11 protein-coding genes are annotated in these 13,182 nt (G+C 66.7%); 5 read left to right on the top strand and 6 right to left on the bottom strand.

Annotated elements, in window-relative coordinates:
* Positions 1 to 31 precede the first annotated feature (31 nt).
* The 3 genes from BVE01S_RS02855 to BVE01S_RS02865 are packed head-to-tail and all read left to right on the top strand — an operon-like array spanning position 32 to position 2,927.
* A complete protein-coding gene (locus tag BVE01S_RS02855) occupies positions 32 to 1,090 on the top strand; it encodes a flagellar basal body-associated FliL family protein (protein ID WP_066623997.1) in 1,059 nt (352 codons plus the stop codon).
* 59 nt (positions 1,091 to 1,149) lie between these two features.
* Entirely contained in the window at positions 1,150 to 2,580 is a 1,431-nt protein-coding gene (gene tldD / locus BVE01S_RS02860) for a metalloprotease TldD (protein ID WP_066623999.1), read from the top strand.
* A gap of 59 nt (positions 2,581 to 2,639) precedes the next feature.
* Positions 2,640 to 2,927 carry a hypothetical protein gene (locus BVE01S_RS02865; protein ID WP_045809440.1) on the top strand — a complete coding sequence of 96 codons (288 nt, stop codon included), beginning with the start codon at positions 2,640 to 2,642 and terminating at the stop codon, positions 2,925 to 2,927.
* Between the two features lie 3 nt (positions 2,928 to 2,930).
* Here the strand turns inward: BVE01S_RS02865 and BVE01S_RS02870 are convergent, their stop codons facing one another.
* The gene (locus BVE01S_RS02870; RefSeq protein ID WP_066624007.1) at positions 2,931 to 3,842 is read right to left on the bottom strand and encodes a TraB/GumN family protein; all 912 of its coding nucleotides are present in this window, start codon (positions 3,840 to 3,842) and stop codon (positions 2,931 to 2,933) included.
* Between the two features lie 187 nt (positions 3,843 to 4,029).
* Here BVE01S_RS02870 and BVE01S_RS02875 point away from each other — a divergent pair, with 187 nt between their 5' ends.
* Positions 4,030 to 6,114, top strand: coding sequence for a TonB-dependent receptor plug domain-containing protein (locus tag BVE01S_RS02875; protein WP_066624008.1), 2,085 nt, complete (start codon positions 4,030 to 4,032; stop codon positions 6,112 to 6,114).
* 70 nt (positions 6,115 to 6,184) lie between these two features.
* On the opposite strand, the gene BVE01S_RS02880 is transcribed toward BVE01S_RS02875, so the two are convergent.
* On the bottom strand, positions 6,185 to 8,119 hold the full coding sequence (locus BVE01S_RS02880; protein ID WP_066624011.1) for a peptide MFS transporter: 1,935 nt from the start codon (positions 8,117 to 8,119) through the stop codon (positions 6,185 to 6,187).
* Positions 8,120 to 8,400: 281 nt separating this feature from the next.
* Here BVE01S_RS02880 and BVE01S_RS02885 point away from each other — a divergent pair, with 281 nt between their 5' ends.
* Positions 8,401 to 9,552, top strand: a complete 1,152-nt coding sequence (locus BVE01S_RS02885) for a hypothetical protein (RefSeq protein WP_066624014.1) — start codon at positions 8,401 to 8,403, stop codon at positions 9,550 to 9,552.
* Here the strand turns inward: BVE01S_RS02885 and mscL are convergent, their stop codons facing one another.
* From mscL to cmk, 4 genes are all read right to left on the bottom strand, one after another.
* On the bottom strand, positions 9,553 to 9,975 hold the full coding sequence (gene mscL / locus BVE01S_RS02890; RefSeq protein ID WP_066624021.1) for a large-conductance mechanosensitive channel protein MscL: 423 nt from the start codon (positions 9,973 to 9,975) through the stop codon (positions 9,553 to 9,555).
* A gap of 23 nt (positions 9,976 to 9,998) precedes the next feature.
* The gene (locus BVE01S_RS02895) at positions 9,999 to 10,289 is read right to left on the bottom strand and encodes an integration host factor subunit beta (RefSeq protein WP_039244165.1); all 291 of its coding nucleotides are present in this window, start codon (positions 10,287 to 10,289) and stop codon (positions 9,999 to 10,001) included.
* A gap of 282 nt (positions 10,290 to 10,571) precedes the next feature.
* Entirely contained in the window at positions 10,572 to 12,275 is a 1,704-nt protein-coding gene (gene rpsA, locus BVE01S_RS02900) for a 30S ribosomal protein S1 (RefSeq protein WP_066552585.1), read from the bottom strand.
* 198 nt (positions 12,276 to 12,473) lie between these two features.
* A complete protein-coding gene (cmk, locus tag BVE01S_RS02905) occupies positions 12,474 to 13,118 on the bottom strand; it encodes a (d)CMP kinase (protein WP_066624023.1) in 645 nt (214 codons plus the stop codon).
* Between the last annotated feature and the right edge of the window lie 64 nt (positions 13,119 to 13,182).

Here is a 13,182-nt window from a genome sequence, read left to right on the forward strand (position 1 = left end):
ACGGGCCAGATCGCCAGCGATTGAGAAGACCATGTCCGACGACCAGAAGACCCCGCCCCAGCCCTTCGCCCGCAAGCCGGTGACCTGGGGCCGTATGCCCGCGACGACCTTCCACGTCGGTCCGGTGCCGGTCGCGCCCAATCCGCTGGACCGCATTCCCAATCCGCCGCCGCGCAAGCCCACGCCGCAACAGCAGCAGGCCTCGATCCACACCCAGAGCCTGGCCTCCGGCGTCGCGCCGGCCAAGGGTCAGACGACGCCCGCCAATCCCGCCCCGCGTCCCGCGCCCCGTCCGCAGGGGTCAAGCATCCTGGGCGGATCGCTGATCCCCACGGCGCGCCCGACCCAAGCCCAGCCTCAACCCCAGGCTCCAACGCCGCCGCAGCCCAGGCCGCAGCCGGCGCCGGCCGCTCAACCTGATCTGACCGTGCGCCCCCTGCCCGCGCCCGAGACGACGCCCGCCCCTGCGCCGAAGCCGGTCGCATCCGAACCTGTCGCCGCCCCAGCGGTCGCGGCCAGACCCGCTGTTTCGCCTGCGGCTGCGCCGATCACGCCCAGCTTCGCCCGTGCCCCCGCCAAGACCTCGCGCCTGCCGCTCTATGTTGGGGTCGGGGTCGTCGCCCTGTTGATCGCCGGAGGGGGCCTGTGGTTCGCGATGCGTCCCGCCTCGACCTCGACGGCGTCCACGCCCGCCATCGCCGCCGATGCGCCTCTGACCGCCCCGCCAGCCGATACGGTTCCTGCCGACGCCTCATCCGTCGTCGCGACCGAACAGCCCGCGCCCGCAGCGACGACTACGGCGACGCAGCCCACCACGGCGGCTTCCGCGCCCGCAACGACGACGACGCCGCGCGCGACGACGGCCGCGCCCCGCACGCAGACCCAGCCCCAGACGCCGGCCGCAACGACGCAACCGACGACGCGTGCGCCGACGACGACCACCCCGGCGCCGTCCACGCCGGCGCCGACCGTCACGACCGAGCCGCTGGTGATCGTTCCGACGGCGCCGACGCCCGCCCCGACCGCTGCACGTCCGTCGAGCAGCGATCCCGACGGTCCGGTGGTGACGCGGCCCCAACCGCTGGACTGATCGGCGGTTTCGCGCGCCGGGCAGGTGACGAAACGGCCTTCAGCCCCTACCTACAGGCCATGACCGTTCACGCCTCCCCGCCGCCCATCCTCGACGCCGCCGGCGTTGACATCGATGAAGCCCTGTCGATCCTGAAAACGGCCCTGGCCGGCGCCGACGACGGCGAACTGTTCCTGGAGCGGTCCGAGAGCGAGAGCCTGGTGTTCGACGACGGCCGGTTGAAGTCCGCCGCCTATGACGCTACCGAGGGCTTCGGCCTGCGGGTCGTGGCGGGCGAGACGGCCGGTTACGCCCACGCCAACGAGATCTCGGCCGCCGCCCTGCGTCGCGCCGCCGACAGCGCGGCCCTGGCCAAACAGGGGCACGAGGCCCGTGTCGCCGAAGGGCCCCGCGCCACCAATCAGAAACTGTATGGCGAGGTCGATCCCCTCGCCTCGCCCGCCTTCTCCGACAAGATCGCCCTGCTGGCCGAGATCGACGCCTGGGCGCGCGCCCGTGATCCGCGCGTGGTTCAGGTGTCCGCCTCCTTGATCGGCGAACGCCGCGCCATCGAGATCCTGCGCGCCGACGAGCGGGCGGTGCGCGATGTTCGCCCCCTCGTCCGTCTGAACGTCTCGGTCACCGTCGAGCAGAACGGCAAGCGCGAGAGCGCCTCATCCGGCGCCGGCGGTCGGGCCGGCTTCGAGGCCTGGGTCGCGCCCGAACGCTGGCAGGCCCAGGTGGACGAGGCCTTGCGTCAGGCCCTGGTCAATCTGGACGCCGTCGATTGCCCGGCGGGCGAGATGGACGTGGTCCTGGGCGCCGGGTGGCCCGGCGTGCTGCTGCACGAGGCCATCGGCCACGGCTTCGAGGGCGACTTCCACCGCAAGGGCTCGTCGGTCTTCAACGGAATGATGGGCCAGCGCGTCGCCGCCCCCGGCGTCACCGTGGTCGATGACGGCTCGATCGCCGGACGGCGCGGATCGCTGTCGGTCGATGACGAGGGCACGCCTACCTCCCGCACGGTCCTGATCGAGGACGGGATCATGGTCGGGTTGATGCACGACCGGCTGTCGGCGCGGCAGCTGGGCGTCGCCGCAACCGGCAATGGCCGGCGCCAGTCCTTCGCCCATATGCCGATGCCGCGCATGACCAATACCTTCATGGAGGGCGGCAAGGATTCGAAGGCCGACATGATCGCCAATACGAAGCGCGGCCTCTACGCCGCCAACTTCTCGGGCGGTCAGGTGGACATCACCAACGGCAAGTTCGTGTTCCAGTGCAATGAGGCCTATCTGATCGAGGACGGGGTGATCACCGCACCGGTGCGCGGCGCGACCCTGATCGGCGACGGGGCCACGGCCCTGACCAAGATCCAGATGGTCGGCGACGACTTCGCCTTCGATCCGGGCGTCGGCGTCTGCGGCAAGGCCGGACAGGGCGTGCCCGTCGGCATCGGCCAGCCCAGCCTCAAGATCGGCGGCCTGACGGTCGGCGGCACCGCCGTCTGAGCGAGCGGAACCGTATCGCTGCAAAGGGTGTTTCCCCGCCACACTGGAGAGGAAACACCATGCCTACCGAACGCGAAGTCCAACATCCCGACGGCCGGGTTGAACGCATCACTGAAACCAGCGCGGCGCCCACCACCGTCGTCGAGCGTCGCGGCAGCGGCATGGGCGCCATCGTCGCCCTGATCGTCGGCCTGCTGGCCGTTCTGGTGATCGGCTACTTCCTGATGAACATGAACCGCAGCGATGCTGTGAAGGACAACGCCATCGCCGGCGCCGCCGAGAGCGTTGGCAACGCCGCCGACAACATCGGCGAAGCCGCCCGCGACGCCGTTCCGGAACGCAAGTAAGCTCTAGCGCGCCGATTGAGCGGGGGCGGAGGGGCGCCATTCGGGACCGATCGGTTCCAGCCCCTCGGCCTCCAGCCGATCCAGTACGCCGTTCGGTTCGGCCAATAGCCGCAAGGGCGCGATGGCGACCGTTACCCCGGTCTCGGCCAGCGCCTTGTCCACCGCCGTATTCCATATCCGACGCAGATCGTCCGCCTGGGCCATCACCGACCAGTAGGAACAGGCGGTCGCCGCCTTTTCCAGGGGCGAGTCCAGCACCGCCGGAATCCGGCGCAGACGCCAGTTCTCCGCACGCTGCGCGCCCGCCTCGACCCCAGCCTCCGCCGCCGTCGCCGCAGCGTCGATGCAGTCGAGATAGCGTTCGGGCGGCGTCGTCAGAACCTTTTCGATTAATTCATCCCCCCTGAAGATGCCGACGGGTTCAGCCGGCGTGCGGTTGGCGCGCGTCGCCTGACGGACCAGGCCGGACACCGGACGCCCTCCGCTGCTGTAGCCGCCCCGTTCCATCAGATCGCCCGACAGGATCAGCATGCTGTCGCGGGTCGGGCCTTCGCCTGTCAGGCTTTCGACCCGGGCCTCAAGGTCCGTGGACAGATAGTCGGCGCTGGTGCGCCCGTTCGGCAACCGGGTCAGCGTCCGAAACCGCCAGATCAGCCGGCCCACATCGGCCAGCGAGGCCCGCCCCTCGACGGGAAACAGAACGCGGTCGGCACGATCAACCGCCGAAATGAGCGCGTCGGTGCGCCACTCCATCTTTCTGGGCAGGCCGTCGATCGATCCGACCAGGATCAGGACGCTGTCGCCGCGCCGCACCTCCCACATCGGCGCCTCAATCCGGCGAGCGGTGACGACGATATCCTCGACGGCGTCCGAAGGCGCATCCTGCGCGACGGCAGGCGCGGTCGTCAGCGTCATCGCGGCAAGTAAAAGCAATAGAGAAGATGAGCGTCTGATCATTACATCGCTGTAAACTTCATTACTGTCGCTGGTGTAATGAAATCGCTGTAATGATGTCGTCGATTTAATCCACCTTGCGGCCTTGTAACTGGAGATGAACGCGCCGGATCGGCACACCTCTCGCCAACACCCGAGGGGAAGATCAATGACAAAGACCCTGCTGCTGGCCAGCACCGCCCTGCTTTTCACCGCCGGCGCCGCATTCGCCGCCGACGCCTCCAACGCAGACAAGCCCCAAGTCGCCGAGGCCCCGGTGCCGACCGGCCCGACCAACCAGGCGCCCCTGGCCGACGCCAGCCAGCGCGGCGTGCTGGTCTTCACGCCGGACTTCTTCGCCGCCCAGCGCCCCAATACGGCGCTCGACATGGTCAACCGCGTCCCCGGCTTCTCCATCGACAACGGATCGGGCGCGCGCGGTTTCGAAGGGGCGGTCGGCAATGTGCTGATCAACAACAACCGCCCCGCCTCAAAGAACGACTCGGGTTCGAACGTCCTGGGCCGGACCCTGGCCAATCAGGTCGAGCGCATCGAACTGATCCGAGGCGGCGCGCCGGGTATCGACATGCAGGGCTATTCCGTCGTCGTGAACGTCATCCTGAAGACGACCGACAGCCGCCAGTCGATCCTGACCTGGAACGCCATGCTGTTCGAAGGCGGCCATGACATCTATGGCGGCTCCTATCAGTTCACGCAGAACAAGGGCGATCGCAGCTGGGGCGTGACCCTGTCGGACGGCATGGGATCCAGCGATTCCAACGGCGTCGGCCGGTCGATCCGTCGCAACGCCGCCGGCGACGTCATCCGCGACGAGCGTTTTGAAAACGACGGATGGGGCGGCGGTCAGAGCATTCGCGGCAACTACACCGGCCCGGTGTTCGGCGGAAAGCTGGAAGGCACCGCCCGCTATGGTCTGAACGACTATCAGAATTGGACCGAGCTTTCGTCGCCCACATCCCTGCGCCGCAGCGACTATGCCGAAGACGGCGATTCCGGCGAACTGGGCCTGACCTGGACCCGCACCCTGAACCCGCGCTGGACCCTGGAGACGCGTCTGATCCACGAGTTCTCAAGCTTCGACAGCGTCTCGGGCAGCAACGAGACGCTCAACGGGACGGCGGCGCCGGAGCAGCAGTTCAAATCCGACGGCGACTCGTCGGAATCCATCCTGCGAGCCCTGGTGCGTCACGAACGCTCGCCCGCCCTGACGATCGAGGCCGGCGCCGAGATCGCCTACAATATGCTGGACGTGAACCAGACCTTCACCATCGGCGGCGTCGGAGTTCCCCTGCCCAGCGCCTCGGTCAAGGTCGAGGAGACGCGCGGCGAGGCCTTCAGCAAGGCGACCTGGCGGATCAATCCGAAGCTGACGCTGGAGGGCGGCGTGCGCCTCGAGGCCTCCACCATCACCCAATCGGGCGATGCGGATCAGGAAAAGAGCTTCTTCTTCGCCAAGCCGCGGCTGCTGGCGACCTGGACGCCGATGGCCGACAACCAGCTGCGTTTCCGCTTCGAGCGCGAACTGGGTCAGCTGGACTTCGGCGACTTCGCTGCCTCAGCTGAACTGAGCGATGGCACGGTGTTCGGCGGCAACGTCGATCTGGAGCCGGAACAGCGCTGGATTTCCGAGCTGTCCTATGAGCGCCGCTTCTGGGGCGAGGGCGTGGTCTCGATCGGCTATCGCCACGACCGCATCATCGACGTGATCGACCGCCTTCCCCTGCCCGGTGGCCTGTCGGCGACTGGCAACATCGGCAACGGAACGCTGGATCAGCTGTCGCTGAACGTGGTCGTGCCGCTGGACAAGGTCGGGATTTCGGGCGCCCGCTTCACCTTCAGGAACGACTGGAACAAGAGCAGCGTCACCGACCCGACCACAGGTGAGGACCGTCGCATCTCGGGCGTACGCCCCAGCCAGGCCAATGTCGGCTTCCAGCAGGACATCACCTCGTGGAAGACCCAGTGGGGGATCAACTGGCTGCCGCGTCTGGGCCAGGCGACCTACGATCCGGACCAGACCTTCGCCTGGCGCGGCGCGGACTATCTGGAGGCCTTCGTCGAATACAAGCCCAGCCCGACCCTGTCGCTGCGCGCCCAGCTGAACCTGTGGGACGACTTCACCCAGCAGCGCACGGTCTACGCCACACGCAATCCGCGCACCGTAGCCTTCGTCGAGGAGCGCTCCATCGACCCGCGCACCTTCGTCTCGTTGCGGGTCCGCAAGACCTTCTGAGGTCGCGCTTCACGCAGCAAAAAGCCCCGGCGGATCGCTCCGCCGGGGCTTTTCCATGATCAGGCGTCGATCAGTGGCTGGGCGTCGAGGCCGCAGGACGGGCGACGTTGCCGTCTTCCTGACCGCGATCGTTCAGCGCAGGGCCAGGGTGGTTGTCCCCGTCATTGGCGCCGTGCGACCAGCCCTTGATGAAGTGGCTGATGACAATGAAGGCCACGCCGATGCCCATGCCCCACAGGCCCAGCAGCTTGAACACTTCAAGCGAGGTCTGCAGCGCAAGGCCCGGGTTCAGCACCTGGCCGCCGACCGTCTCCGTACCCGCCAGGCCGGCGATCCAGCCGCCGACATATTGGGCGATGGAGCTGGCCAGGAACCAGACGGCCATCATGAAGCTGACCACCTTGGCGACGGACAGTTTGGTGATTTCCGACAGGCCCACTGGCGACAGGAACAGCTCGCCGGTCGTGTGGAACAGATAGAGCAGACCCAGCAGGAGCAGCGGCATCTGGAAGGCCGAGTTGGCCATGCCGGCGCCCCACACCACGATCATGAAGCCCAGTCCGACCTGAAGCAGACCGAGGCCGAACTTCAGCGTGGGGTTGGGGTCCAGGTTGCGCTTGCCCAGGAAGGACCAGAGCGCGGCCATGATCGGTGCGAAGATCAGGATGAAGCCCGCATTGAACGACTGGGTCTGGGCCGCCGTGATGGTGGCGTCGATCCAGGGACCCGACGTGCTGAGACCAGCGGCGGCGATCTGGGCCGGGGTGCCGACGGTGACGCCCAGCAGCTGGAACGCCTGCGGGGTGATGCTGAGATCGACGTTGCGGTCGGCGAACAGGTTCAGCGAGGTGCCGGCCTGTTCGAACAGGGTGAAGAAGACGACCGAGCCGAAGATCAGCACCAGGGCCAGCATCATCCGCTCACGCTGCGCCTTGTTCTCGCAAACCTTGACGATGACGTAGAGGATGAACAGCAGCGACGCGACGGTGGCGGCGCCCAGGACCCAACCCACCAGGGCGTTGCGCTGAACCATGAACCAGACGACGCCGACGCCCAGGATGCTGAGCAGATAGATCGACCATTCGCGGTTGATCGGACCCAGCATGGGTTTGCTCAGATTGGCTTCGGCCGGAGGCTCGCCCTTGCCTTGCAGCAGGGGTTTGCCCAGCACGAAGACCACCCAGCCCAGCGCCATGCCGACGCCGGCCAGGCCAAAGCCTGCCCACCAGCCGACGGTCTGACCCAAAAGGCCGCACAGCACCGCCGCCCAGAAGGCGCCGAGGTTGATGCCGTAGTAGTAGAGGGTGAAGCCGGAATCACGCCGCGGGTCACCTTGCGGATAGAGCTGTCCGACGATGGTCGAGATGTTGGGCTTCAGGAAGCCGACGCCCATGATGATGAAGGACACCGCCAGATAGAAGACGTTCACGCCCGCCATATCGCGGGTCGCGTCGATCTTGTATTCGCCGGTCGGCAGAACGGCCGGCAGCGGCGAGGCGGCGGGCAGGTTCTCGATCGCCAGGCCGTTCTCGGCGGCCTCGAAGGCGTATTTCTGGCCGTTGACGACGATCGACACTTCACGCGCCGCGCCGCGGCCTTCGGCGTCGATCTGATAGGTCTGACCGGCATAAGTCAGGGTTTCGGTCGCGGGACGGCCCTCGAAAGCCATCATGCCGTGACCGGCGACCAGGAGCAGGGCGCCGAAGGCGACGGCCTTGCGCGTGCCGATGAAGCGGTCGGCCATGATGCCGCCCAGCAGGGGCAGCAGATAGACCAGCGAGGTGTAGGAGCCGTAGGTCGACCCCGCCATGGCGTCGTCGAACAGGAAATGTTGCGTCAGGAAGAAGATCAGGATGCCGCGCATGCCGTAGTAGGAGAAACGCTCCCACATCTCTGCGAAGAACAGGATGATCAGTCCGCGCGGGTGGTTTTTGAGGATCTGCATCAGCACCGGCACGCCCGTGGCGAAGGTGATGATCAGTCCAAGGGCGACGACGATGTTCATGCGCGCGTCCCCCTAATCGTCTTCACGCGTCGTGTAAGTCGCGCCTTCCCCAAATCCGTCCTCAACGGCTCACTCCCAACTGCCGCGCCGCTTATCGGGCGCGCGAAAGGCGCATACCCAGCACAGAGGGCGAATCCGAACAAGTGTTAAGGCTGTCGCGGGGGCGGCCAGGTGACGCGGAAGGAAAACGAAACACAACCCTAGGTGATGCTTGATGGCGCAAATCCTGCTAGGTCGTTTGTTAGAAACGCACACGGTTTCATAATGGGAAGGAGCGCCAGATGTCCGTCCGACCGATCGCCGCTCCAGACCATGAGGCGCTGAACACGCTGCATCGTCAGGTCGGCTGGCCCGAGCGGTCTCCGGCCGGATGGCGCTGGCTCGAGGCCAATCCTGCGCGAATAGCGATGGGCGCGCCCGCTGGTTGGGTCGTGGCCGACGAGGGTGACAACGCCGTCGCCATGCTGGGCAACTTCATCCAGCGTTTTCGTCACGGCGCGCAGGACCACTTCGGCGCCACCGGCTTTTCGATCATCGTGCCGCCCAGCCAGAAGGGCGCCAGCCGGCCTCTGATCCGCACCTTCTTGAACCAGCAAGGGCTGTTCGCCCGCTACACCTTCAACGCCAATGCGCGCTCGGCGCCGCTGTACGGCCTGTTCGACATGAAGCCCTGGCCGCCGCAGACTCATGGTCTGAAGCTGTCGTGGATCACCGATCGTCTGGCCTGCGCCCAGGGTCGTGTTTTGCGCCTGCTGCTGGGCCGCACCTCCGCCGAGACCGCCGCGCATCTGGGCGAACGGCTGATGAACGGGCGCGTGTTTCGCCAGACACCGCTGGCGCTGCCGGCGGGGGTGACGATGCTCCGCGACTTGTCGGACGCCTCGCCCTATGCGGACTTCTGGCGCCGGCTGTCGCAAGAAGATCGTCTGCTGGCGGATCGCAGTCCGGACACCCTGCGCTGGCGGTTGGCGGACCCCGACCTGACCCTGCCGCCGGTCATGCTGGCCTGCGTCAGGGATAGCCGCATCGTCGGGATGGCCATGGCGCAGATGACCAAGACCAGCCTGATCGAGCCGCCCTATCTGGATATTCTCGATCTGATCGCGCTGGAGACGGCGCACGAGGCGATCCCGCTTCTGACCCAGGCCTTGATCGCCACCGCCCGCGCGCTGGGAGCCGCCAAGGTGCGGCTTCAGGTGGTGACGCCGCGCCTGCTGGCGCAGTTGGGCGATCTGGCGAAGACGGCGCGGCGCGAAGGCGGCTGGGGACACTGCCACGCCATCATCGACGATCCTGCGCTGGCGGCAGCCTGGGCGCCGACGCCGTTCGACGGCGACTACGGCATCTGCGCGCGCACGCCACCGATGCCCAAGGCATGGGCTGCCGCCGCGATCACGCGCTCGACCTTGGGCGGGCGCGTGTCCAAGGCCTGATCAGGCGTTGGGGCGGGCCTTCAGCTCGTCGCGGATCTCGGCCAGCAGCGCTTCGGTCGCCGTCGGCGCGGCGGGCGCCGGATCGGGCTTGGCGGCTTCCTGACGACGCAGGGCGTTGATGCCCTTGACCACAAGGAAGACGACCCAGGCGACGATCAGAAACTGGATCACGGTGTTCAGGAAGGCGCCGTATTGGATCGCCACCTTCTCGACGGCCTCGGTCGCCGGGTTCTCAGCCCTCAGCACCCATTCCAATTCCGAGAAATCGATGCCGCCGGTGATCAGGCCGATGGGCGGCATCACCACCTGATCGACCAGGCTTTTGACGATGCCGTTGAAGGCGGCGCCGATGATCACGCCGACCGCCAAGTCCACGACATTGCCCTTGACCGCGAACTCGCGAAACTCCGACAGCAGGCTCATGAGATTTCCTTGAGAAAGTTAGATCAGGCGTCGCCCGAGGCGTTCAGCCGCTCGCGCAGCTCCTTGCCGCTCTTGAAGAAGGGGACGGCCTTGGCGGGCACCTCGACGGTTTCGCCAGTACGCGGATTGCGACCCGCGCGCGCCGGGCGCGACCGCACAGACAGGGCGCCGAAACCGCGCAACTCGACCCGGCCGCCTTCGGACAGGGCCGAGGTCATGGTGTTGAGGATCACATTGACCAGCCGCTCGACCTCGGCGTGAGTCAGGTGGGTGTTTTCGGCTGCAAGCTTCTCGATCAGTTCGGACTTGATCATCTGCGCCCCCGCGAGCTCGGAATGACGGGCTGTTTCGCCCGCCGTCGATCCAGAGCCCACACCCTAACCTTCGACAGGCTCTGTAAAAAGCCCTTATCCGACAATGATGCGCGCCATTCGCAGGAAAAATGTCCGGAAGTGCACACAGCAGTGTGCCAGACAGAGAAAAGGGCGACGGGATTGCTCCCGCCGCCCTCATTCTTTTCGCTATCGCAGAGCGCGCGGCGCTCTGCTGATTGAGCGAGGCGACCGAAGGACGCGATGCGCCCTTCGGCTTGAGCCTTACTCCTTGGTGCCGGCGTTCTTCAGCGCGGCGCCCAGGATGTCGCCCAGCGAAGCGCCCGAATCGGACGATCCGAACTGCTCGATGGCTTCCTGCTCGTCCTTCATTTCCAGCGCCTTGATCGACACGGAGACGCGGCGCGAGGCCTTGTCCACGGCGGTGATCATGGCGTCGACGCGGTCGCCGACGGCGAAGCGTTCCGGACGTTGCTCGTTGCGGTCGCGCGACAGGTCCGACTTGCGAACGAAGGCCGTGACCGGCGCGTCGTCTTCACCGAACTTGACCTCGATGCCGCCCGACTCGATCGCCGTCACGGTGACGGTGATCTGCTGGCCGCGACGATAGGTGTCGCCCTCGCCGATCGGATCGCCGCCCAGCTGCTTGATGCCCAGCGAGACGCGTTCCTTCTCGACGTCGACATCCAGGACCTTGGCCTTGACCATCTCGCCCTTGCGGTAGCGCTGGATAGCTTCTTCACCCGACACAGACCAGTCGAGGTCGGACAGGTGCACCATGCCGTCGATGTCGTTGTCCAGGCCGATGAACAGGCCGAACTCGGTGGCGTTCTTGACTTCGCCCTCGACGGTCGAACCGATCGGGTTGTTGGCGACGAAGGCGTCCCACGGATTGTCCTGAGCCTGTTTCAGGCCCAGCGAGATGCGGCGCTTGGAGGCGTCGACATCCAGAACCACGACGTCGACTTCCTGCGAGGTCGAGACGATCTTGCCAGGGTGGACGTTCTTCTTGGTCCAGGACATTTCCGAGACGTGCACCAGGCCCTCGACACCGGCTTCCAGCTCCACGAAGGCGCCGTAGTCGGTGATGTTGGTGATGCGGCCCGTGTACTTTGCGCCGACCGGATACTTGGCTTCCACGCCGTCCCAGGGGTCCGACTGCAGTTGCTTCATGCCCAGCGAGATACGCTGGGTGTCCGGGTTGATCTTGACGATCTGGACCTTGACGGTGTCGCCGACGGCCAGAACCTGGCTCGGGTGCGAAACGCGCTTCCACGACATGTCGGTGACGTGCAGCAGGCCGTCGATGCCGCCCAGGTCGACGAACGCGCCGTAGTCGGTGATGTTCTTGACGACGCCTTCGCGGACTTCACCCTCGGCCAGCTGACCGACCAGTTCCGTGCGCTGTTCGGCGCGGGCTTCTTCCAGGATGGCGCGACGCGACACGACGATATTGCCGCGCGGACGGTCCATCTTCAGGATGGCGAAGGGCTGTTCCTTGCCCATCAGCGGGCCGACGTCGCGGACCGGACGGATGTCGACTTGCGAACCGGGCAGGAAGGCCGAGGCGCCGCCCAGGTCGACGGTGAAGCCGCCCTTGACGCGACCGACGATGGCGCCGTTTACCGGCTGGCCTTCGGCGAACACGACTTCCAGACGGGTCCAGGCTTCTTCGCGACGGGCCTTGTCGCGGCTGATGACGGCTTCGCCCAGAGCGTTCTCGACGCGCTCCAGGTAAACCTCGACGTTGTCGCCGACCTTGGGCAGGGCGCCGTCGTCGCCTTGGCCGAATTCGCGCATGGCGATGCGGCCTTCGGTCTTCAGACCAACGTCGATGATGACGATGTCTTTTTCGATGCCGACGACGCGGCCGTGGACGACCTGGCCTTCGCCGAAGTCGCGACCCGACAGTTGTTCGTCGAGCAGCGCCGAGAAGTCGTCGCGCGTGGGGTTGAGAGTATCAGACATGAAGCTCTGGTGTTTCCAGTGGGGCTGTGGCGCGTGACCGCATAACGATCCCGCGCGAGGTGGACCCCTGACGCAGCGAAAGGCGGCGCGCGGGGCGATGGGAAAAGATGGAATCAGGTCGTCGGGATGCGAGGCCGTTCAGAACGATCAAAACGCCCGCGGAGGCCGAGGGTGGGAGCGTTGGATTTGCGAAATGGGTCAGAGACCGTGTTTCGCGCGCGCCGCCTCGACGATACGGCGGGCCGCATCGAAGGCGGCCTCTATACCCAGATCGGTCGTATCCAGCAAGACCGCGTCATCGGCCTGAACCATCGGGGCCGCCCCGCGCCCGGCGTCGCGCTCGTCGCGGCGCTGGATGTCGGCCATCATGGCGTCAAAGGCGATGTCCGAACCGCGCGCCGTCAGCTGCTTCCAGCGGCGCGTGGCCCGCACCTCGGGCGTCGCGGTGACGAACAATTTGGCCTGAGCGTTCGGCGCAATCACCGTGCCGATGTCGCGTCCGTCGAGAACCGCGCCGCCCGCCTGGGCCGCGAAGGCCTGCTGCAGTTCCAGCAGAGCCGCCCGCACGCCGGCGAAGCTGGCGACACGGCTGGCGGCCTCGCCCGCCTCGCCTGTCGTCAGGCGCGGATCGTCCGACAGACCCGCCGCGTCGAGGCCCCGCGCCGCCTGCGTCGCTGCGGCTTCGTCATCCAGCGATCCGCCGTCCGCCAGCACCTTTGCGCCCACGGCCCGGTACAGCAGCCCCGTATCCAGATGCGGCAGACCATAGGTCTGGGCCAGACGCGCGGCGATGGTCCCCTTGCCAGAGGCGGCCGGTCCGTCGACGGCGATGATCAGGGTCAAGCAGGTCTCCGCAGCGCGTGGCGCATTTCAATCTCGATCCCAAACGCACGGGAGGCCGAACCTG

This window comes from Brevundimonas vesicularis NBRC 12165, from assembly GCF_001592205.1.
Taxonomy (GTDB): Bacteria; Pseudomonadota; Alphaproteobacteria; order Caulobacterales; family Caulobacteraceae; genus Brevundimonas; species Brevundimonas vesicularis.

What these genes read in the sequence shown, in the direction of transcription:
- BVE01S_RS02895 (WP_039244165.1), bottom strand. Translation starts at nt 10,289, where the DNA reads ATGATCAAGTCCGAACTGATCGAGAAGCTTGCAGCCGAAAACACCCAC.
- rpsA (WP_066552585.1), bottom strand. Translation starts at nt 12,275, where the DNA reads ATGTCTGATACTCTCAACCCCACGCGCGACGACTTCTCGGCGCTGCTC.
- BVE01S_RS02855 (WP_066623997.1), top strand. Translation starts at nt 32, where the DNA reads ATGTCCGACGACCAGAAGACCCCGCCCCAGCCCTTCGCCCGCAAGCCG.
- tldD (WP_066623999.1), top strand. Translation starts at nt 1,150, where the DNA reads ATGACCGTTCACGCCTCCCCGCCGCCCATCCTCGACGCCGCCGGCGTT.
- BVE01S_RS02870 (WP_066624007.1), bottom strand. Translation starts at nt 3,842, where the DNA reads ATGACGCTGACGACCGCGCCTGCCGTCGCGCAGGATGCGCCTTCGGAC.
- BVE01S_RS02865 (WP_045809440.1), top strand. Translation starts at nt 2,640, where the DNA reads ATGCCTACCGAACGCGAAGTCCAACATCCCGACGGCCGGGTTGAACGC.
- BVE01S_RS02875 (WP_066624008.1), top strand. Translation starts at nt 4,030, where the DNA reads ATGACAAAGACCCTGCTGCTGGCCAGCACCGCCCTGCTTTTCACCGCC.
- BVE01S_RS02880 (WP_066624011.1), bottom strand. Translation starts at nt 8,119, where the DNA reads ATGAACATCGTCGTCGCCCTTGGACTGATCATCACCTTCGCCACGGGC.
- mscL (WP_066624021.1), bottom strand. Translation starts at nt 9,975, where the DNA reads ATGAGCCTGCTGTCGGAGTTTCGCGAGTTCGCGGTCAAGGGCAATGTC.
- BVE01S_RS02885 (WP_066624014.1), top strand. Translation starts at nt 8,401, where the DNA reads ATGTCCGTCCGACCGATCGCCGCTCCAGACCATGAGGCGCTGAACACG.